Raw genomic sequence first — 18,181 nt, 5'->3', positions numbered from 1 at the left:
GTCAAAAATTAGAAGATATTTTCGCAGAGGTGCAACAGAGAATTTATTAATAATAGGTTTTTCTTTGCCCCTTTTCTTCCACTTTAAATGCAATGTTGTTTTTTAGTGTTCTTTTAGACCTAACCCACTATCGATAAGCCTGACACAATCATTGAAGGAGTATAACAAGAACCATTCCAAGTTAAATCTTCACCTAAAGCAACGACTTGCTTCAAAACAGTGTATACATTACCTGCGATCATCGTATCTTTAATCCTTCCTATTATCTCTCCATTTTTCACACGATAGCCCAAATCAATATTAATAGAAAAGTCTCCAGAAATATCCGCACCACCACCGAGAATTTGATCGACAATGATGCCATTATTTAACTGATTAATTAAATCGAATAAAGAACCATGACCAGCTTTAACAATTAAATTAATTAAAGAAGGAGTAGAATAACTACCTAAACCAGGACGAAAACCATTACCCGTACTACCTATTCCTAATTCTCTACCAATAGCGCGATCGCAGTAAAATTGTTCTAGTCTGCCACCTACGATCAGATTAAGAGATTGAGTGACAACACCTTCATCATCAAAGGGGCAACTATAGGGTTCCTTATCTGGTTGTTGAGTTAAAGTAATTAATTCCGAAACTACTGCTTTACCTTTGCTTTCACTCCAAGGAGAAGAACCTTCTAAGATTCGTTTACCATTCAAAGCTGCGGAAACTGTTCCCCACAACATAGTAACAGCATTGGCAGTAAAGAGAACAGGTACTTTACCCGTAATTGCTTTAGTATTATTTTTTGCCCAGTCAAGACGTTGAATAATTTGCTGAACAATTTGTTCGGGATTCAATTTTTCTCGACTGTATTCTCCGTCATAGATACCTAAAAAATCTTCTCCTCTAACTAATTCTGCACCGAGATAATAACTTAAAGAAGTATCAGTATATTGACAATAAAGCCCGCGAGAATTAATTAAAGTAGTAGTTTCCTCTTCACATTCAAATTCTGCCGAACAAATAATTTCTGGATAAGCTTGACGCAAAGTTGCGATCGCAGTTTGACCCATTTCGATGAAAGTTTCCACAGGTAAAACCGTACCTTGATTAGCAACAATCTCTGTTCGTGCTTCAGTTAATTCAATAGTTTCAGGTTCATTTAATTGAGAAAGGGCTAAAGCTTTATCTACCAAAGTCTCTGCATCTACCTGTCCATAAGCTACTGCTAAACCAGGACAATTATCACGCCAAATTCTTAACGCAGTTCCTTCTGATTGAGAACTTTCTAACTGTTTGAGGCGATTTCCTTCAAAAAAAACTGGGCGAGATTGCGATCGCACTTGATACACTTCCGCATCTGTTGCACCCTTTTGTTTTGCCAGTTCTAATAATTGTTCTAGCTGTTGCATAAAGATTTAAGTTAATAGTTTATAGTTCATAATCTATCAACAAAAAGCCAGTATGCTATATTTGCCTCTAATGATGAGAAGCAGAAACTTATTATACAACTATGCAGAAATATCAAACCGCAAATTTCTAAGTTGAGCAAAAAGCTTTTCAATCCTAGTTTCTAAAACATTTTCATCATAATTAACAGATAAATTCGTAGGCCAAATACCACTTTTTAGTAAACAAAATAATTGTTGACCAACTCTGGGATCATCTCCAAATCCTGACCAGTTACTACCACTCATTACCACCAGAAATACTTGAGCCTTTGGAAATGCTGCTTTTATTTTATTCTCTCGATCTTTGAAATGAAAATCCCATTGACGGCGATGCCACCCAAGTTGTGTTTTACATTCTATTACAGCAAGTAATTCAGTACCACTCCAAATTGTTATATCAGGACGTAGAGCATTACGTTTACGCTCTATAGCTTGTTCCGATCTAATTTCAAAGCCAAGCTTTTCTACATCATTGAACAACTTCAGAAAAAATAGAATTGTTTCTACAAAAAAGTCTGAACCCGCTTGAGCAACTTTCTTATCAAGAAAACCTTTTATTCCTAATTGTAAAAGATAAAAGGCACGTAGCCGATTAATGATGGCTTGAGAATAATCAAAACTACCATTAGAAAAACATGATAGCTTCATTTGCTCATATGAACTTTTCAATGTTGGTATTAAGCTATCTAATGCGATCGCATATTCATCTTGAATTTCAATGGACATTATAAATTTTTAAATGTTATGTATTTAAAATAGGGTTATTACGCAATTTGAAGCGTATTTGGTTCGGGGATTAATTCACCTTCTGCTCGCCAAGCTTCCAAGTACATTTCAATTACATCTTCTCCATTATGAATTGCTTCTTCACGAGTTCTACCGTAAGTGCAAGGCATGACAACACGTTCTGCAAACTCTGGAATTGTTACTAAAAAAAGCCGATCTTCTTCAGACCATTGAACAGTCATGCTATATTGATTCATAAATCTTTATTCTCTCTTAATTTTTTAAGTTCATTTAATAAGTGAGCTAACTGCTTTTCCAAGTAAATTGGTACATCATCGCCATCTTTTCCTGGAATAGTGAGTGTTTTCTTCAGTAATTTGATTTTAAGAGCAAGAATTTCATCTGTTTTTTATTAGACCAAAACTTTTTATCTATTAATCTTAATCTCTGCTACAAGCAAAGCGACTACAAAGTAGCAGCAAAGCGGTCAGCCTACGACTCGCACTACGTGATCGCTCGCCTCAATTAAAGCAGTACGAATTCCTGGTTCACTCATAGAATGTCCTGCATCGGGAACAACGATAAATTCTGCTTCTTGCCAAGCTTGATGTAATTCCCAAGCGGTAATCATCGGACAAACCACATCATATCTACCTTGAACGATGACTGCGGGTAGATGACGAATGCGGTCTACATTGTCTAATAGTTGATTGGGTGTTTTAAAAAATCCCTTGTTAACAAAATAATGACATTCAATACGGGCAAAAGCCTCCGCAAAATCAGCTTCACCAAAACGTTGAATCGTACTTTCTGAAGGAAAAAGTTTGCTGGTACTTCCCTCCCAAACCGACCAAGCACGGGCAGCTTCCAGACGAACCTGGAGATTTTCGCTAGTCAATCTTCGGTAATAAGCAGATAATAAATCGTGACGTTCTTCAACACGAATTGGTTTAAGATACTCTTGCCAAGCATCGGGAAAAATATAACTTGCCCCTTCCTGATAAAACCAATGTAACTCTTGGGGACGCAACATAAAGATGCCCCGTAAAATCAAACCTAAACAACTTTTAGGATGAGTTTGACTATAAGCAAGGGCTAAGGTACTACCCCAACTACCACCAAAAACAACCCATTGTTGAATACCTAAATGTTCTCTCAGTTTTTCAATATCACTCACTAAATCCCAAGTAGTATTTTCCCTTAACTCTGCATAGGGAGTACTTTGACCGCAACCACGTTGATCGAAAATAATAATGCGCCATAAATTTGGCTCGAAATACTGCCGATACATGGGTGTAATACCACCACCAGGGCCACCATGCAAAAAAATTACTGGTTTACCATTAGGATTACCAGACTGTTCAAAATGAATTGTATGTAACTCAGAAACCTGCAATTTCCCTTCATGATAAGGTTCAATCGGCGGATATAATTCTCTCATTTCTACCCCTGTTCAAACGTACAGACGTTAAATTTAACGTCTCTACCTCAACTATTGTTATCCTAAAATCAGTCTCCTGCAACCAACAACAGCACTGTTATGACTGAGAAACAACGTATCTGCATCCTTGGTGGTGGTTTTGGCGGTTTGTATACTGCCTTGCGATTAAGTCAATTACCTTGGGAAAAAGAACAACAACCAGAAATAGTTCTCGTAGACAAAAGCGATCGCTTTTTATTTGCACCTTTACTGTATGAGTTAGTTACAGAAGAACTACAAACGTGGGAAATTGCTCCTCCCTTTGAAGAAATTTTGGCAGACACAGGAATAGTATTTTATCAAGCCTCGGTGACAGATATCGATATTGAGGCAAAAAGAGTCAAATTAGATCATTCCTCAGAACTGACTTACACTAAATTAGTCATTGCGATGGGAGGAAAAACCCCTCTCAATACCGTCCCTGGGGCAATTCTTCATGCAATTCCTTTTCGTACTCTCAATGATGCTTATCGTCTTAGAGAAGAACTGCGGTTATTAGAACAATCAAACCGAGATAAAATTAGGGTTGCAGTGGTGGGTGGTGGTTATAGTGGTGTAGAATTAGCTTGTAAAATCGCAGACCGCCTCGGCGATAAAGGTAGAATTAGAATTATCGAGCGCGGAGACAAAATCCTTAAAGATAGTTCTCAATTTAATCAGGAAGCAGCCACTAAAGCGTTAGAAAAACGCAAGATTTGGTTAGATGTAGAAACAGAAGTCGAGCAAGTTGAAGCTGATAGTATTTCTTTAGCTTATAAAGGAAAGGTAGATACTATTCCCGTAGATTTAGTGTTGTGGACAGTAGGCAATCAAGTTTCAGAATTCATGAGAAAACTGCCACTACCTCAAGATTCTCAAGGTTTGTTAAAAACTAATGCTAATCTACAAGTATTAGAACATGAAGATATCTTTGCCCTGGGAGATATTGCCAGTTGCCAAGATGCCACAGGACAATTAGTACCTGCCACAGCACAAGTCGCTTTTCAACAATCAGATTACTGCGCTTGGAATCTTTGGGCTAGTATGAGCGATCGCCCGTTATTACCTTTCCGTTATCAACCTTTAGGCGAAATGATGACCCTAGGGGTGGATAATGCTAGTATTAGCGGTTTAGGTTTAAACTTAGATGGTTCTCTTGCTTATATCGCCCGTCGTCTAATTTATCTTTACCGCTTACCTACTCTCAAGCATCAGCTTACAGTGGGATTTAATTGGATCACTCAACCGCTAGTTGAGTTGTTGACTTAACGCAAAAGTTGGTTAGAACAATGAAAACGAGGATAATTAAGCAATTTGGAATTAAACTAATAACTTTGGTGATGGTACTACTTTTGGGTAGTATTAGTATTTTAGTCGAGCCTACTTGGGCAGTAAATTATAGTAATCGTGCTTTGATTGATACTGACTTTTCCCATCAAGATCTAAGAGATGCTATTTTCGATCATGCTAGTTTGCGTGGTAGTGATTTTAGTTATTCAGATCTTAGTGGCGTGAGATTGTTTGGTTCTAATCTATCTAGGGTTAATTTTACAGGGGCAAATCTCTCTAATGCAGATCTCGAATCTTGTCGTCTGACACGCGCTAATTTTACTAATGCCATCTTGACAGGAGCTTTTATGACTAATACCCTACTAGATGAAGCCATTATCGAAGGGGCTGATTTTACTAACGTACTACTGAGTCCCACTACTGAAAAAATGCTCTGTGAAAATGCTTCGGGAACTAATCCTACTACAGGACGCAATACTAAAGATACTTTATTCTGTCCTTAATTAATTATTCATTTGCGATCGCTGTTGATGTCGCGATCGCACTAGATATTTTTTATTTAGATTCTTTGCTGCGTTTAGGACGCTTCACACTTTCAAGTATTTGATCTAAGAATTTAGTATTATGTCGCGCTAAAAACTACTACGCTTGTGTCTGAGGAAGGAATTTTTGTATGTTATCTTGGCGAAGAAAACTACTACCTTGACAGAGAAGAGATTACCATGACATCTCTTGAACCAACTATTACTCAATCATCACAAACAGTTAATGAGCATTCTCAAATTCAATTATTTCATGAAGGATTGAAAGATTTACTGAATCTTAATCAGTATTTAGGTGAAAAGAAAATAGAATTTTTGTCTATTGAAACTCCTTTACCTTTATGGTTAAAAAACTTTACTCAGGCTATTCCTGTTTATGCAGTTGGTTTGCATTTACGACGAGAATATCGTCATTTTGCTATGGGCATTAGAGCTTTAAAACTGAAAAAATGCGATGCTTTACTAATATTTGAAGCTTATAATCAACATTTATTATTATTACTACCCTTACTAGCTTTAACAGGTAAAGAAATTTTTATTATGCTGCATGGTAATCAACAATTTGCTATTCATAGTCAACTTAAATATTGGGGTTTATTATATTTAAAACTTTATTTAAAATTATTTAAACGCTTCAAAGTAATTTTATTAGAATTAAACGACGATATTTTACCTACCAAAGTTCAATTACCTTCTGCTACAAAAATAATTATACCTCATCCTCTTAGAAATGATGTTTTTCCCAGATTAAAATCAGGAGAAAGATTAACCGAAAATACTTCTATAAAAATTGGTATTGTGGGAATGATTAGGGCTGATAAACCCATTGGTAAAATCTTAGAAAAACTTCAAAAATATCTTCAACATCATTCAGAATGCGAATTAATCATTGGAACTCCTTTTGGTCAAAAACCTGCTTACTTAGATCAAATAAATGCACAAATTTACGATACAACCAAAGAACAAGACTACTTACAACTACTACAACAAATTGATATTTTAGTAATTCATTACGATCGCGATCGCTATTATTATCGTACCAGTGGTGTAATTAGTGATGCTGCTTCTTGTGGTTGTTACATTATTGCTTCAGATTATCCTTTAATTAAACAACAGATTCATTATCCAGTAACAATTGGTTCTACTTTTACCGATTTTGATGAGTTAGAAAATCTCATTAATAATGCGATCGCTCATCTCAAAACTCACGGACAAGATTATCATTGGTTGTGGCGCGAAAAACGAAACGCAGAATCTATTGCTTCTTTATTATTACCATCTTTATAGTAAGTTTTATGTTTGAATTTTAGATTTTTATTATCTCTTTATCAATATTTCAAGAGTCTCTCTCAGCTAATTCCATCCATCTTTCGGTAGCTTGATCCAGCTTTTCATTCAATTGGGTTAACTCTTTTGACAATTCTTGAATCTTACTAAAACCACTGGGTGGATTGTGGTAAAGAGTTTTTTCTAATTCTTCTTTTTCTACTTCCATCTCGGAAATTTCAGCTTCTAAATTTTCAAATTCTCTTCTTTCGTAGTTAGATAAACGACGAGATTTATTATTAGTAGAAACTGGTTTTTGAGTTTGAGTTACTGACTCTTTTTGTTTGGTTTCTTTTTCTTCCTGTTTTACTTCTTTCTCTTCTGCTTGTTTGTAATCTAAATAAATAGAATAATTACCAGGATATTGACGAATATTACCACCAGGTTCAATCGCAAAAATAAATTCTACAGTACGATCGAGGAAATAGCGGTCGTGGGATACTGTAATTACGCAACCATTAAAGTTTTCTAGGTAATCTTCTAAGATCGAAAGAGTTTGCACGTCTAAATCGTTAGTCGGTTCGTCTAAAATTAAAACGTTAGGCGCACCCATCAATACTTGTAATAAAAATAAGCGACGCTTTTCCCCTCCAGAAAGTTTATGAATTGGTGCATACTGTTGATTGCCAGGAAATAAAAATCTCTCTAGCATTTGAGAAGCACTGATTTGAGTACCATCTGCGGTAGTAACAAAAGCTGCGATATCTTTAATGTAATCAATTACTCTTTGATTGTGATCGATCGCGTCTAGTAAATCTTCTGAATGTTGATCGAAATAACCAATTTGAATTGTACTACCGATTTCAACTGTTCCCGAATCGGGTTCGACTCTGCTTGTAATAATATTCATCATAGTAGATTTTCCTGCACCATTACCGCCAATAACGCCAATGCGATCGCGTGGAGTAAATTCGTAGGTAAAATTTTTAATTAAAGTGCGTCCATTGTAAGCTTTAGAAATATTCGTCAGTTCAATTACTTTTTTCCCGATGCGTCTTCCTGGAGTGTCAATTTCGACTTTGCCTTGAACTTCTTTGAATTCTCGATTCTGCATTTCACCAATGCGATCGATTCTAGCTTTTTGTTTGGTACTTCTAGCTTTTGGACCTCGTTTCAACCATTCTAACTCTCTCCGCAGTATTCCCTTATGTTTTTGTTGAGTAGATGCTGCTGATTCTTCTTGTATGGCTTTCTTTTCGAGATAATAAGAGTAGTTGCCTGAATAGGTGTAAAGATCTCCTCTGTCTATTTCTAAAATACGATTAGTTACTTGATCCAGAAAATAGCGATCGTGAGTAATTAATAAAATAGCACCGCGAAAACTATTCAAATAATCCTGTAACCACTCTACCGATGCAGCGTCGAGATGGTTGGTAGGTTCATCCATTAATAATAGATCGGGTTCGTTCATTAATGCCGTCGCTAGTGCAATACGTTTGCGATATCCTCCCGATAAGTCTCCGACTCGCGCCTCAAAATCTTCAATTCCCAACTTACTAAGGATAATTTTCGCCTTGGTTTCCAATTCCCAAGCATTAGCTGCTTCAATCTTTTCTGTAACCTTAATTAGTTTCTCTGTTAATTGATTTTGCTGATCTCCCGATGTGTGGGCAATTTTATGAGTTAAATCTTCGTATTCCCGCACCAGTTTCATCTCTTCGCTACTATCGGCGAATACCTGATCTAAAACGGTATTATCTTCATTTACCTCTGGTTGTTGCGGTAGATAGACAATTCTTGCACCAGATTTAACAAGGCGATCGCCACTATCAATCGATTCAATTCCTGCGATCATTTTCAGTAAGGTTGATTTACCACCACCATTAACCCCAATTAGCCCTACTTTATCTTGTTCTTCAATGGTAAAACTAGCTTCGTGGAGAATTTCCTTGATACCGAAGTCTTTTTTAATTTTTTGTAGGGTTACGATACTCATGTTTAATTAAAAATAAATCCTATAGCGATCGCTCATTGAGAAGCTAATACGTATCTCATAATAGTGAAATAAATTCATCTATACTCAGATCGGCATCTCGAATCATAGCTCTTAATGTTCCTTTTGCTAATTCCTGATGATTTGGGACAACCACTTGAGCAAAGGGATTATCTCGTCGCATAATGATATGACTGCTTTCTTGTCGTTTTTTGTAGAAACCTATTTTATGTAAAGCTTTGATGCAATCTCGTCCCGAAATACTTGGTAATTTGCTCACACCACTACTAAAAAAGTTTCAAAATTTTCTTCAGGGATTGGTATCCCATCTTCTTCTAAAGCAGCAATATAACCAGCGATCGCTTCTTTTATATTAGCAATAGCTTCCTCTTTAGTTTTGCCTTGACTGATACATCCTTTGAGACTGGGACATTCTACAATCCAGTAGCCATCTTCATCTCTATACAAAATCACTTGCCTCATCTTCAATTTATCTCGTTCTACTTAATTATTTTAATTTTTAATCTTGGCTGTTGCATGGGGTAGTTTGCTCATACCACTACTAGGTTTTTTTGATAGTCATAATTTTTGTAGGATTATGATACTTAATGTTTAATTAAAAATAAATCCTATAGCGATCGCTAGAAAATTTTATCTGGCGATCGCAGTATTTAAAATTTCAATCTAATTATGTTGCTTTGATATAGTGAAGACATAAGCAATTAACTTATAGTATGTGTGCCACAAAGCCATTATTTGTAGATCGGGCTACAGAAAACACTACAACATCAATCTTACCTCGTTCTCCAGTTCTTTCTAGTATTAAAGCTGATTGGGATAATCTTTTTTTAGAATATCACTCACAACCTTCAGGAGAACACCAAGAGGTTTGTGTATCTGGACATAGTATTGCTATTTTTACAAAAATTCCCCATCTCGGTAAAGCAGAAAGAATTATAGATGGACGTTTGTATAAACATTCGGTAACAGAAGGAGATATTCTTTTGATTCCTGCTAATACAGGAGTTAAAGCTAGTTGGTATGGAGATAGCGAGTTTATTTTGCTGGGATTAAATCCTCAAATTTGCGCTTCTGCATTAGATGAGTCAGTGCGATCGCGAGCAGTAAATCTAATTCCACAAATTCCCACTTGCGATCCTCTAATTTTTCAAATGGGATTGGCATTAAAAAAAGTTTTAGAAAACAATACTTATCATCGTCTTTATGTAGATGCGATCGCTAATGCTTTAGTAGTTCATTTAATAAAATATTATTCTTCAAATAAAATTGAATTTCCAGAATATCGAGGTGGTTTATCAAAAGGTAAATTAAAGCAAGTAATTGACTATATTGATACAAATATTGAGCGCGATTTAAGATTACAAGAATTAGCCAATCTGGTTCAAATAAGTCCTCATTATTTTTCTTTACTCTTTAAACAATCGACAGGCTTAACTCCTCATCAATATGTAATTCACACTAGAGTTGCTCGCGCTAAAAAGTTATTGCTAAAAGGAAAAATGTCGATTGTGGATATTGCCCAAACTGTTGGTTTTGCGAATCAAAGTTATCTCAATTTACATTTTAAGCGTTTAGTCGGGTTAACTCCGAAACAATTTAAACTTCAATAAATCATAAATATAGATATACAGATATAGATGAAAATGCATTAATTTTAGATTTTATTTTTTTCTCTAGTGCGATCACGACAAGAAATAAACCTTTTGATTTTCTGCATTTTCGCTTTTACCGACTTATAACTAGAATTTATTAAAAATCTGAAGAATCTGCAAGACAATCGAGTAGTTAATTTTTCATACTGATAAGAAAGGTTTTATCTTCGCAGATATATATACAAATGACTACTATAACTCCGTCTCCGACTCAAACCAAGCCTCCTATATGTAAAACACCTGTTTTTATCCAAACAATCCAAGTGATGTTCGATCAGTTTGGAGTATTAGAAAAATATCATCAAAAATATGGAGATATCTTTTACACCCCGCGATCGCCTGGATTTCCGCCATTTGTCATTTTTAACGATCCCAAAGCAATTGAAAAAGTATTTACTGCCGATCCTAATTTATTTGAAGTAGGCAGACAAACTTCTCTACCAATTAGGGTGTTATTGGGAGAAAGATCTTTAGTTGCTTTATCTGGAGTCCAACATCAACGACATCGAAAGTTATTAATGCCTCCTTTTCATGGTGAGAGGATGAAAAGTTATGGCGAGACGATGATTGAGATTACCAAACAAGTTATTTCTCAATGGCAAGTAGGCAAACCGTTCTCCCTTCGCACCTATACTCAAGATATTTCTTTGCGGGTTATTTTAGAAACTATTTTTGGTTTGGATAAAGGGGAAAAATTTGACCGCCTCAGAAAACTTTTAGTGGAATGGTTGGATATTTTTAACTCTCCGTTTAGATCCAGTTTGCTCTTTTTTCCTTTACTACAAAAAGATTTGGGTGCTTGGAGTCCTTGGGGACAATTTATCAGGCTAAAACGCATGATTCACGAAATTCTAGACACAGAGATTGATCGCCGTAGAAATAATCCCGCTACTTTAGGGGAAGATATTCTCAGTTTAATGCTATTGGCTCGTGATCAAGAAGATCAGCCTATGAGTAATGAGGAAATACGAGATGAATTGATGACGATGTTGTTTGCAGGACATGAAACCACTGCTAATAGTTTAGCTTGGGCGTTTTATTGGCTTCATTATGTTCCAGAAATAGAGGAAAAATTAAAGCAAGAATTAAATTCCCTGGAGGGAAATTTAGATTTTAATACTATTAATAAGCTGCCCTATCTTAACGCTGTCGTTTCCGAAACTTTAAGACTTCACCCCGTAGTTGCCTTAATCGGTCGTCAGTTAAAAGCACCGTTTGAGATAATGGGATATACTTTTGAAGCTGGTACATCTTTATTTCCTGCAATTTATTTAACCCATCAAAGAGAAGATATTTATCCCGAACCGAAAAAATTTAAGCCAGAAAGATTTTTAGAAAGACAATTTTCTCCTTACGAATATTTACCTTTTGGTGGTGGTAATCGTCGCTGTTTGGGCTATGCTTTTGCTTTATTTGAAATGAAATTAGTTCTAGCTACTATTTTGTCTGAGGTGGAATTAGAACTTCTTGATCGCCGTTTTCCTAAAACTGTGCGTCGTGGTATTACTTTTGCGCCTGCTGGTGGAGTCAGGATGAGAGTTAAAAAGTACAAAAACTAATAAGTCTATAATGCTTATTGTATTTTGCTTTTCTTAAAAGTTAGTAAATGTTATCGACGCTATCTCCATCAGCATATTGAATTAAGAGTTTATAGCGATCGCTCAACTAACAACTTTTTTCAAAAGTAAAAATCCAACCACAACTAGTAATTCAATTTGTTAAAGTTTTCTATACAATTATTCTTCAGGTAAATCGTTAATACTTGTTAGGTGTTCGATAATAATGTCTAATTTGCTGCCTAGTTGATTAACCTTATGTTCTAAGCGATCAAATCTTTTATCATGCTCATCTAATCTTTTGGATAATCTTTGTTCTACATCATCTAAATGATTATCTAAAGCATCGAAAGCTTCACTTATTCTACCGTCAGGTTCAACATCCGTCTCTACACTCTTAAGTCTTTCTCTAAGATTGTTAATTAACCGTTGATGCTGATTAATTCTTTTGTTCTGTTCTTTTTCCTGTTCTTCCATTGATATAATTGATTCAAATTTTTTATTAACTAGACATCCCCTGATAATTAGTAGTTGTGGAGAGATGTTTTAATTTTATTCTCCAAGCTTGGTCTTTTGATAAACATGATTTTTCTAGGGTACTAGATTAATTTTATTTTGTTGGTAGTTAGCTTGAAAGTTTCGCGATCGCGTACGCGCCAGGCAAAGCCTGACCACGAAGTGCCTCAGCGAAGCCGAGATCGTAGTTTAAATAAAGATGCTAAAGTTTATTTTATTGAAGTTTCAATCTTTAGTTAATAATCTAATCGCCAGCATATTCCGCGTGCGATCTCAATTCAGTAGATAGTTTTGAACTAGCAAACATTCCAAAATAAATTAACTGTTACGTCTCTAAGATAATAACTGTTAACAACATTCTCCTGGAGAACAACAAGATTCATTACTTATATCTGTTAGGTTATATTCAGAACCTTTGGTTTCTCTAGGATGCCGAATTGCTTGACTTTTACAACTAAATTCTGTAGCTGATTCTAAAGGAATATTTTCATAAGGAGGAATAGGAATAATATCCTTAGCATAGGGACTATTAGTATTAGTTAAAATCTGATAAGTCTTGTCGCAAACTGCCATTCTTTCTCCACGACAAAAAACATGACCATCATCATCTTGAACTTGTTTCCAAGGTCCTTTATAAACTACCGCTTGTTTTCTTTCCCAACAAGCACCTTCTTTGCCTTTATAGGCACGAACTGTCATGGAACGAAACTCAACTCCATCAATTACCTGCCAAGGCCGTTCCTCTCTTTTGAGAATTTCAATGCCATAAAAACCTGCCGATTCAAACATTTTTAAAAATAAATCTTCTCGAAATGCTCCCGCAATACAACCACTCCATAATTCAGGGTCATTTAAAATTTTAGGAGTAGGCTCTTGATCACAAACAATATCAGAAATTACTGCCCTACCACCTCGTTTCAGTACTCGAAATATTTCTGCAAATAACTGTTGTTTATCTTGGGGACGAACTAAATTTAAAACACAGTTAGAAATAACTACATCAACACTACTATCGGGAATTAAAGTTTCTGATTGACGCAAGCGATCGCATTCTGTTTCGTATTTACTTACACCATCAATAGAAGTAATTGGATTATTTTTTAACCAAGTTTCTACTCGTTCTAAGTTTAATCTTAAATCTTGAATTTTGCCTTTGACAAACTGGGTATTATTGTATCCAAGTTTTGTGGCAATTTCAGTTTGATACTTTCTTGCCAAAGCTAACATCTCGTCATTAAAATCAACTCCGATGACTTTTCCTATAGAACCAACTTTTTGCGCTAGAATATAACAGTTTTTTCCTGCACCAGAACCCAAATCAACTACCGTTTCTCCCTCATTAACATAACGGGTAGGATCACCACAACCATAATCTTTGGCAATAATTTCTTCTGGTAAAATTTCTAAATAATTACCTTCATATTCAGTAGGACAACATAAACTAGGTTGTTGTTGTTTAGCACCTGCTTGGTATCTTTCTAGAACTTCTGACTCAATATCGTAGTTAGTAAGTTTCTGTTGAGAAGTAGTGATTTCAGTCATATAATTTTAATCTTTTTACTTGACAAACTATTAAATAAGGATAGCTAAGTTTCAAATTAAATACTCTTAAAAAAGATTTTAACTTTTCACAATTATTTTTTAAACCCTATCTTTACTCAATCAAACTTAAATAAAAATTGTTTAAATCTCAACTTATAAATTTAGCTAATTTTAATTAAATTATTATAAATGTTTCCGATTTAAGCTTCAATTTATGCATACTGATCTAGGAAGCTCGTCAAACTGTCACAATCACCAAAAATAAACCAGTTAGTTTTTTTTACAATTAATCGGAAAACAAATATTAATAAACAAAACCATGTTGAGTAAATATCTTAGCTTTAGTATTGGTTGTAGTATTTTAATTTTACTAATTGGCTTAATTTTACAATGGTTACAAGTTCCCACAGGAAACTTAGTAGACTGGTTAATTGGAATTGTTAGTTTTTGGTGGTTAATAATTATTGTGACTCTTCCTTGGAATGTTTATTTTGATACTCGTGAGACAATTGCTGAAGCTGCAATATCTCAACAAAAAGGAATTCCTATCGAACAACAACAATTAAACTATGTTAAAAAGATTTCTAATTGGTCAATTATTATTGCAATTTTACTACATCTGATTTCGGCATTAGTTCTTTATTTACTGGCTGTTACAGGTATTAGTACAGTTGGTTATGTAAGTTCTTTAGCAACTTTATTATTAACAGCTTTGCGTCCAGCAATTCGAGGTTATCAATATTTAGCTAGTAGATTATCAATGATTAGGCAACAAATTAAATATCCTCGGGAAGATATATTTGAATTAAGAGATAGAATAAAACAGATTGAATCATCTTTATCAATAATTGATTCTCAACTCAATATAAACGATCCTGTTTCTTTGATTGCAAAACAACAACAACAAGCGCAAGATACAAGACAAGAATTACATCATTTAAAAGCTTTTGTAGAACAATTAGCAGCCAAAAATAACCTTGAACACGAACAATTAGCAAGAGAAACGACCACTGCTATTTCTCAATTAACTGAAGATAGTCAAGTTCTCAATCACGTTCGAGAAATTATTCACTTTTTCAAAACAGCATAGATTTAGTTAACTTGCCTCAGTTAAACATTTTTGAATAATTATTTATTCTGGTGCTACAGAAGGTAATTCCTCTAATGGTCGAATAATAGTAGAATCAGAATCAACATTAGGATTAAAAATTGCTTCTAACGCCTCCTGCAAATTTTCTGCCATCACAATTTGATTTTCATAAACTACAATTACTCTGGCTAAAATTGGCAAACTATTTTGTTCCGCTTCAATATATAAAGGTTCAACATACAGTAAAGACTGTTCAATAGGAATGATTAATAAATTGCCTTGAATAGCCTTTGAACCTTTGCGATTCCATAACGAAATTTGTTGTGAGATAACTGGATCTTGATTAATTAAAGCTTCGATTTGATTAGGACCATAAACTAATCTTTGTTTAGGAAATTTATAGAGTAATAATTTACCATAGAACTCTCCATCAGATCTTGCTGCTAACCAACCAATTAAATTAGGACGACTAATTGGCGTATAAGGATGAAGTAAAATAAATTCTTCCTTAGTCGCTGTTGGTAATTTCATAATGAGATAATAGGGTTCTATCGTTTGAGATTCAGTACCGTAAATTTCTTGAGGAATTTGCCATTGATCTTCTCGGTTATAAAACACTTGAGCATCAGTCATGTGGTAAATTAATAGTTTTTCAGATTGGATACTAAATAAATCCTCAGGATAACGAATGTGACGACGCAAACTAACAGGCATTTCTTCGAGGGATTTAAATAAACTAGGAAAGATGTTTTGCCAAGTCTGAACAATTGGATCTTCAGGTTCAGCAATATAAAAAGTTACGTCTCCGTTATAGGCATCAATTACTACTTTGACTGAATTGCGAATGTAGTTAAAATCATCATCTTCGGGATCTGAATAAGGATAGCGATCGCTTGTAGTATAAGCATCTATAATCCAATAAAGATAATTAGGCTCTTTTTTTCCTTGTTCATTTTCTACATCTGCTACAACTAAATAAGGATCTCGGTCATATCTTAAGAAAGGAGCAATCGTTCTAACTCGACGATTGATATTACGGCGTAATAGTAATTTAGTCTCGTCAGTAAAGTTTTGAGTAAAGATCATTTGCCAATCTTTGAGATATTCGGCAAATAACAATCGAGACAGATAATTACCAATTCTGATCCCACCATTTCCATCATAGGTATTGTAAATATTTTCTTCTCCACTGGGAAAATCAAACTCTCTAACTGTAGAAGGAGTCATAATGTAAGGATCGGTCAATTCTCCATAGTAGATTCGCGGTTGACCAATGGGAATATTCTGACGAATTAATTCACTAGAAACGGTAAGAGTTCCTTCTTCTTGAGTACCAGTACCAATATCTTTGACAAAATAAAAAGGCAATCCTCCTTGATCTACTTGATTCACAGGAGATAGGGTAAAACCATAACCGTGAGTGTAAATTAAATGTTTATTAACCCAAGTTTGCGCTCTTTGAGGTACTGAGCTATAGTCTAGTTCTCTAGGGGCAATAATGACTTGTTGTTTGTTATTTTCTGTTTCCCCTATAGTATATCGGTCTATATCAGCATCAAAAAATTTATAATAAAGTCGAATTTGTTGCAGTTGACGATTGGTTTGCAAAATGGGACGGGTATCCCAAAGACGAATATTATCAATTGTTAAATCATTTTGTTGAATATCAGTAGCAGTTAATTGATCTTGAGGATTAAAAATTTGATCGTCTATTTTATCTAAACCAAAAGCAGTTCTAGTCATCGCAATACTACGTTGAATAAACTTGCTTTCTTTGGCTAATTCATTCGGTTGAACGACTAAACGCTGTACAATCGGACCAGTTAAATTACCAACTACTAAAATTAATAAATAAATTAAAACTAACCACCAAGATATAATTCTTTTTTTACCTAGTTTAAATTGATATTTTTTCGGGCGATAACTAATTAAAACTTGCAGTGACAACCAAATTCCCACTACAATTGCTGTAATCGTCAAAATTGTTTCTAAAGGCAGTTGAATGGTAATATCAGTAAAGTTTGCTCCATAAATAACTCCTCGTTGAGAATAAAGCAGATCATATCGATTGAGCCAATGCCGTAACGCTACAATGAGAAATAAGCCAGACAATAAACAAGATAAGTGCCAAGATTGTTGAGTCGAAAATCCATTAAATTTACCTTCAAAAAGACTATTTCCTGATAATAAATAAAATAAAAAAGAACCAAGCAGCGCAAACCCAAACAATCCTAATAACCAAAGATTTAATAACTTCCAAACAGGAAAACTAAAAATATAAAAACTAATATCATTACCGAATTGGGGGTCGACAGTATTAAATAAGCTTTTATTAAAATATTGTAAAAAGACTGTCCAATTTCCAGATATAATTAAACTAAAAGCTAAACTAATAATTACTGATAAAGCTAATAAAAAGGATTTGGGTTTAAAAATTAATAGCAAAGCAAGAAAAATAATGATCATGCTTTGTTCAAGATATTGTGGTTGTTTGATAGCCGTGAAAATTTTGACTACCGACAACCAGGTAAACAAAGAAGGCAAAGTAGGAATAATCTTAGGCAAATTATAGTTATAATGCCAAGCCTGAAAAGCAATTGTACTATAATAAACTACTAAAAACGCGATCGCACTACTACTAATCAAGACTAAAATCAATAATAGTGGTAATTTGAGCCTTAAAACAAACTTCTGATTGGGAGTCTTAAAACCAGGTTTGTCTTGTCTTCCAGGTAAATAGGCAATCCCTAGTGAGTTATTTTCATTTTGAGGCAACCATCGCCACGCTAAACGATTAGCAATAAACCAATTCGTTAATAAAAAACCAATCGAAACTCCACAAGCAACAACCCACAATAATAATTGCCATCCCCAACGTTTTAATAACACTGACAAATAATTAACTTCTTTAAACCACAAAATTTCAGTAACTACATGAGCGAGCAGATCGATCAATAGCCACGCTCCTATAATGATTACAGCAAGACGAAATATTCGTTCTGAAAGAAGTTTCGGCATAAAAAATTGATAGTATAGGCTGACATTGTGCTAGATGGCACCATCTTTTCTTTATGTTAGTAATTATTACT

At 34.6% G+C, this 18,181-nt stretch carries 16 protein-coding genes and 1 pseudogene; 6 read left to right on the top strand and 11 right to left on the bottom strand.

The features are described 5' to 3' along the window. Positions 1-119 precede the first annotated feature (119 nt). The 5 genes and pseudogenes from STA7437_RS17915 to pip all read right to left on the bottom strand — a co-directional run bounded on the left by STA7437_RS17915 (position 120) and on the right by pip (position 3,606). Positions 120-1,400: a TldD/PmbA family protein gene (locus STA7437_RS17915; protein WP_015194803.1), complete on the bottom strand. Its 1,281-nt coding sequence runs from the start codon at positions 1,398-1,400 to the stop codon at positions 120-122. Positions 1,401-1,499: 99 nt separating this feature from the next. Further along, positions 1,500-2,165, bottom strand: coding sequence for a hypothetical protein (locus STA7437_RS17910; protein WP_015194802.1), 666 nt, complete (start codon positions 2,163-2,165; stop codon positions 1,500-1,502). Positions 2,166-2,203: 38 nt separating this feature from the next. Then, complete coding sequence (locus tag STA7437_RS17905; protein ID WP_015194801.1) at positions 2,204-2,422, bottom strand: type II toxin-antitoxin system HicB family antitoxin; 219 nt, start codon at positions 2,420-2,422, stop codon at positions 2,204-2,206. Beyond that, positions 2,419-2,541 (bottom strand): annotated as a pseudogene (locus STA7437_RS27870) (type II toxin-antitoxin system HicA family toxin); the annotation flags it as partial. The gene STA7437_RS17905 and the pseudogene STA7437_RS27870, both read right to left, overlap by 4 nt. 111 nt (positions 2,542-2,652) lie before the next feature. Continuing rightward, positions 2,653-3,606 carry a prolyl aminopeptidase gene (gene pip / locus STA7437_RS17900; protein ID WP_015194800.1) on the bottom strand — a complete coding sequence of 318 codons (954 nt, stop codon included), beginning with the start codon at positions 3,604-3,606 and terminating at the stop codon, positions 2,653-2,655. Positions 3,607-3,705: 99 nt separating this feature from the next. On the opposite strand from pip, the gene STA7437_RS17895 reads away from it, so the two are divergent. The 3 genes from STA7437_RS17895 to STA7437_RS17885 all read left to right on the top strand — a co-directional run bounded on the left by STA7437_RS17895 (position 3,706) and on the right by STA7437_RS17885 (position 6,743). After that, entirely contained in the window at positions 3,706-4,893 is a 1,188-nt protein-coding gene (locus STA7437_RS17895; RefSeq protein WP_015194799.1) for an NAD(P)/FAD-dependent oxidoreductase, read from the top strand. Between the two features lie 20 nt (positions 4,894-4,913). Then, on the top strand, positions 4,914-5,417 hold the full coding sequence (locus tag STA7437_RS17890) for a pentapeptide repeat-containing protein (protein WP_015194798.1): 504 nt from the start codon (positions 4,914-4,916) through the stop codon (positions 5,415-5,417). Positions 5,418-5,636: 219 nt separating this feature from the next. After that, a complete protein-coding gene (locus STA7437_RS17885; RefSeq protein WP_216087058.1) occupies positions 5,637-6,743 on the top strand; it encodes a glycosyltransferase family 1 protein in 1,107 nt (368 codons plus the stop codon). Between the two features lie 49 nt (positions 6,744-6,792). Here STA7437_RS17885 and STA7437_RS17880 read toward each other — a convergent pair whose 3' ends face one another. Genes STA7437_RS17880 through STA7437_RS17870 form a run of 3 tightly spaced genes read right to left on the bottom strand, consistent with a single transcriptional unit; the run spans position 6,793 to position 9,198 of the window. Further along, entirely contained in the window at positions 6,793-8,718 is a 1,926-nt protein-coding gene (locus tag STA7437_RS17880; RefSeq protein ID WP_015194796.1) for an ABC-F family ATP-binding cassette domain-containing protein, read from the bottom strand. Positions 8,719-8,773: 55 nt separating this feature from the next. Next, positions 8,774-8,995: a type II toxin-antitoxin system HicA family toxin gene (locus STA7437_RS17875; protein ID WP_015194795.1), complete on the bottom strand. Its 222-nt coding sequence runs from the start codon at positions 8,993-8,995 to the stop codon at positions 8,774-8,776. After that, complete coding sequence (locus STA7437_RS17870) at positions 8,992-9,198, bottom strand: type II toxin-antitoxin system HicB family antitoxin (protein ID WP_015194794.1); 207 nt, start codon at positions 9,196-9,198, stop codon at positions 8,992-8,994. The genes STA7437_RS17875 and STA7437_RS17870 overlap by 4 nt, the downstream gene beginning before the upstream one ends. 251 nt (positions 9,199-9,449) lie before the next feature. On the opposite strand from STA7437_RS17870, the gene STA7437_RS17865 reads away from it, so the two are divergent. Together STA7437_RS17865 and STA7437_RS17860 are read left to right on the top strand one after the other, a co-directional pair. Continuing rightward, positions 9,450-10,346 carry a helix-turn-helix domain-containing protein gene (locus tag STA7437_RS17865; RefSeq protein WP_015194793.1) on the top strand — a complete coding sequence of 299 codons (897 nt, stop codon included), beginning with the start codon at positions 9,450-9,452 and terminating at the stop codon, positions 10,344-10,346. Positions 10,347-10,573: 227 nt separating this feature from the next. Continuing rightward, entirely contained in the window at positions 10,574-11,947 is a 1,374-nt protein-coding gene (locus tag STA7437_RS17860; RefSeq protein ID WP_015194792.1) for a cytochrome P450, read from the top strand. 177 nt (positions 11,948-12,124) lie between these two features. Here the strand turns inward: STA7437_RS17860 and STA7437_RS17855 are convergent, their stop codons facing one another. After that, on the bottom strand, positions 12,125-12,421 hold the full coding sequence (locus STA7437_RS17855) for a hypothetical protein (protein WP_015194791.1): 297 nt from the start codon (positions 12,419-12,421) through the stop codon (positions 12,125-12,127). A 387-nt stretch (positions 12,422-12,808) separates the two neighbouring features. Beyond that, positions 12,809-14,002, bottom strand: coding sequence for a methyltransferase domain-containing protein (locus STA7437_RS17850; protein WP_015194790.1), 1,194 nt, complete (start codon positions 14,000-14,002; stop codon positions 12,809-12,811). A gap of 319 nt (positions 14,003-14,321) precedes the next feature. Here STA7437_RS17850 and STA7437_RS17845 point away from each other — a divergent pair, with 319 nt between their 5' ends. Beyond that, positions 14,322-15,092, top strand: a complete 771-nt coding sequence (locus tag STA7437_RS17845; protein ID WP_015194789.1) for a hypothetical protein — start codon at positions 14,322-14,324, stop codon at positions 15,090-15,092. Between the two features lie 42 nt (positions 15,093-15,134). On the opposite strand, the gene STA7437_RS17840 is transcribed toward STA7437_RS17845, so the two are convergent. Further along, complete coding sequence (locus STA7437_RS17840; RefSeq protein ID WP_015194788.1) at positions 15,135-18,110, bottom strand: UPF0182 family protein; 2,976 nt, start codon at positions 18,108-18,110, stop codon at positions 15,135-15,137. Positions 18,111-18,181 lie beyond the last annotated feature (71 nt).

This window comes from Stanieria cyanosphaera PCC 7437 (genome assembly GCF_000317575.1).
GTDB lineage: Bacteria > Cyanobacteriota > Cyanobacteriia > Cyanobacteriales > Xenococcaceae > Stanieria > Stanieria cyanosphaera.
This window is presented reverse-complemented; position numbering and strand designations above follow the sequence as displayed.

Bases quoted from the DNA above. Each gene is read 5' to 3' on its own strand.
- STA7437_RS17915 (WP_015194803.1), bottom strand. From the start codon at position 1,400: ATGCAACAGCTAGAACAATTATTAGAACTGGCAAAACAAAAGGGTGCA.
- STA7437_RS17910 (WP_015194802.1), bottom strand. From the start codon at position 2,165: ATGTCCATTGAAATTCAAGATGAATATGCGATCGCATTAGATAGCTTA.
- STA7437_RS17905 (WP_015194801.1), bottom strand. From the start codon at position 2,422: ATGAATCAATATAGCATGACTGTTCAATGGTCTGAAGAAGATCGGCTT.
- pip (WP_015194800.1), bottom strand. From the start codon at position 3,606: ATGAGAGAATTATATCCGCCGATTGAACCTTATCATGAAGGGAAATTG.
- STA7437_RS17895 (WP_015194799.1), top strand. From the start codon at position 3,706: ATGACTGAGAAACAACGTATCTGCATCCTTGGTGGTGGTTTTGGCGGT.
- STA7437_RS17890 (WP_015194798.1), top strand. From the start codon at position 4,914: ATGAAAACGAGGATAATTAAGCAATTTGGAATTAAACTAATAACTTTG.
- STA7437_RS17885 (WP_216087058.1), top strand. From the start codon at position 5,637: ATGACATCTCTTGAACCAACTATTACTCAATCATCACAAACAGTTAAT.
- STA7437_RS17880 (WP_015194796.1), bottom strand. From the start codon at position 8,718: ATGAGTATCGTAACCCTACAAAAAATTAAAAAAGACTTCGGTATCAAG.
- STA7437_RS17870 (WP_015194794.1), bottom strand. From the start codon at position 9,198: ATGAGGCAAGTGATTTTGTATAGAGATGAAGATGGCTACTGGATTGTA.
- STA7437_RS17865 (WP_015194793.1), top strand. From the start codon at position 9,450: ATGTGTGCCACAAAGCCATTATTTGTAGATCGGGCTACAGAAAACACT.
- STA7437_RS17860 (WP_015194792.1), top strand. From the start codon at position 10,574: ATGACTACTATAACTCCGTCTCCGACTCAAACCAAGCCTCCTATATGT.
- STA7437_RS17855 (WP_015194791.1), bottom strand. From the start codon at position 12,421: ATGGAAGAACAGGAAAAAGAACAGAACAAAAGAATTAATCAGCATCAA.
- STA7437_RS17850 (WP_015194790.1), bottom strand. From the start codon at position 14,002: ATGACTGAAATCACTACTTCTCAACAGAAACTTACTAACTACGATATT.
- STA7437_RS17845 (WP_015194789.1), top strand. From the start codon at position 14,322: ATGTTGAGTAAATATCTTAGCTTTAGTATTGGTTGTAGTATTTTAATT.
- STA7437_RS17840 (WP_015194788.1), bottom strand. From the start codon at position 18,110: ATGCCGAAACTTCTTTCAGAACGAATATTTCGTCTTGCTGTAATCATT.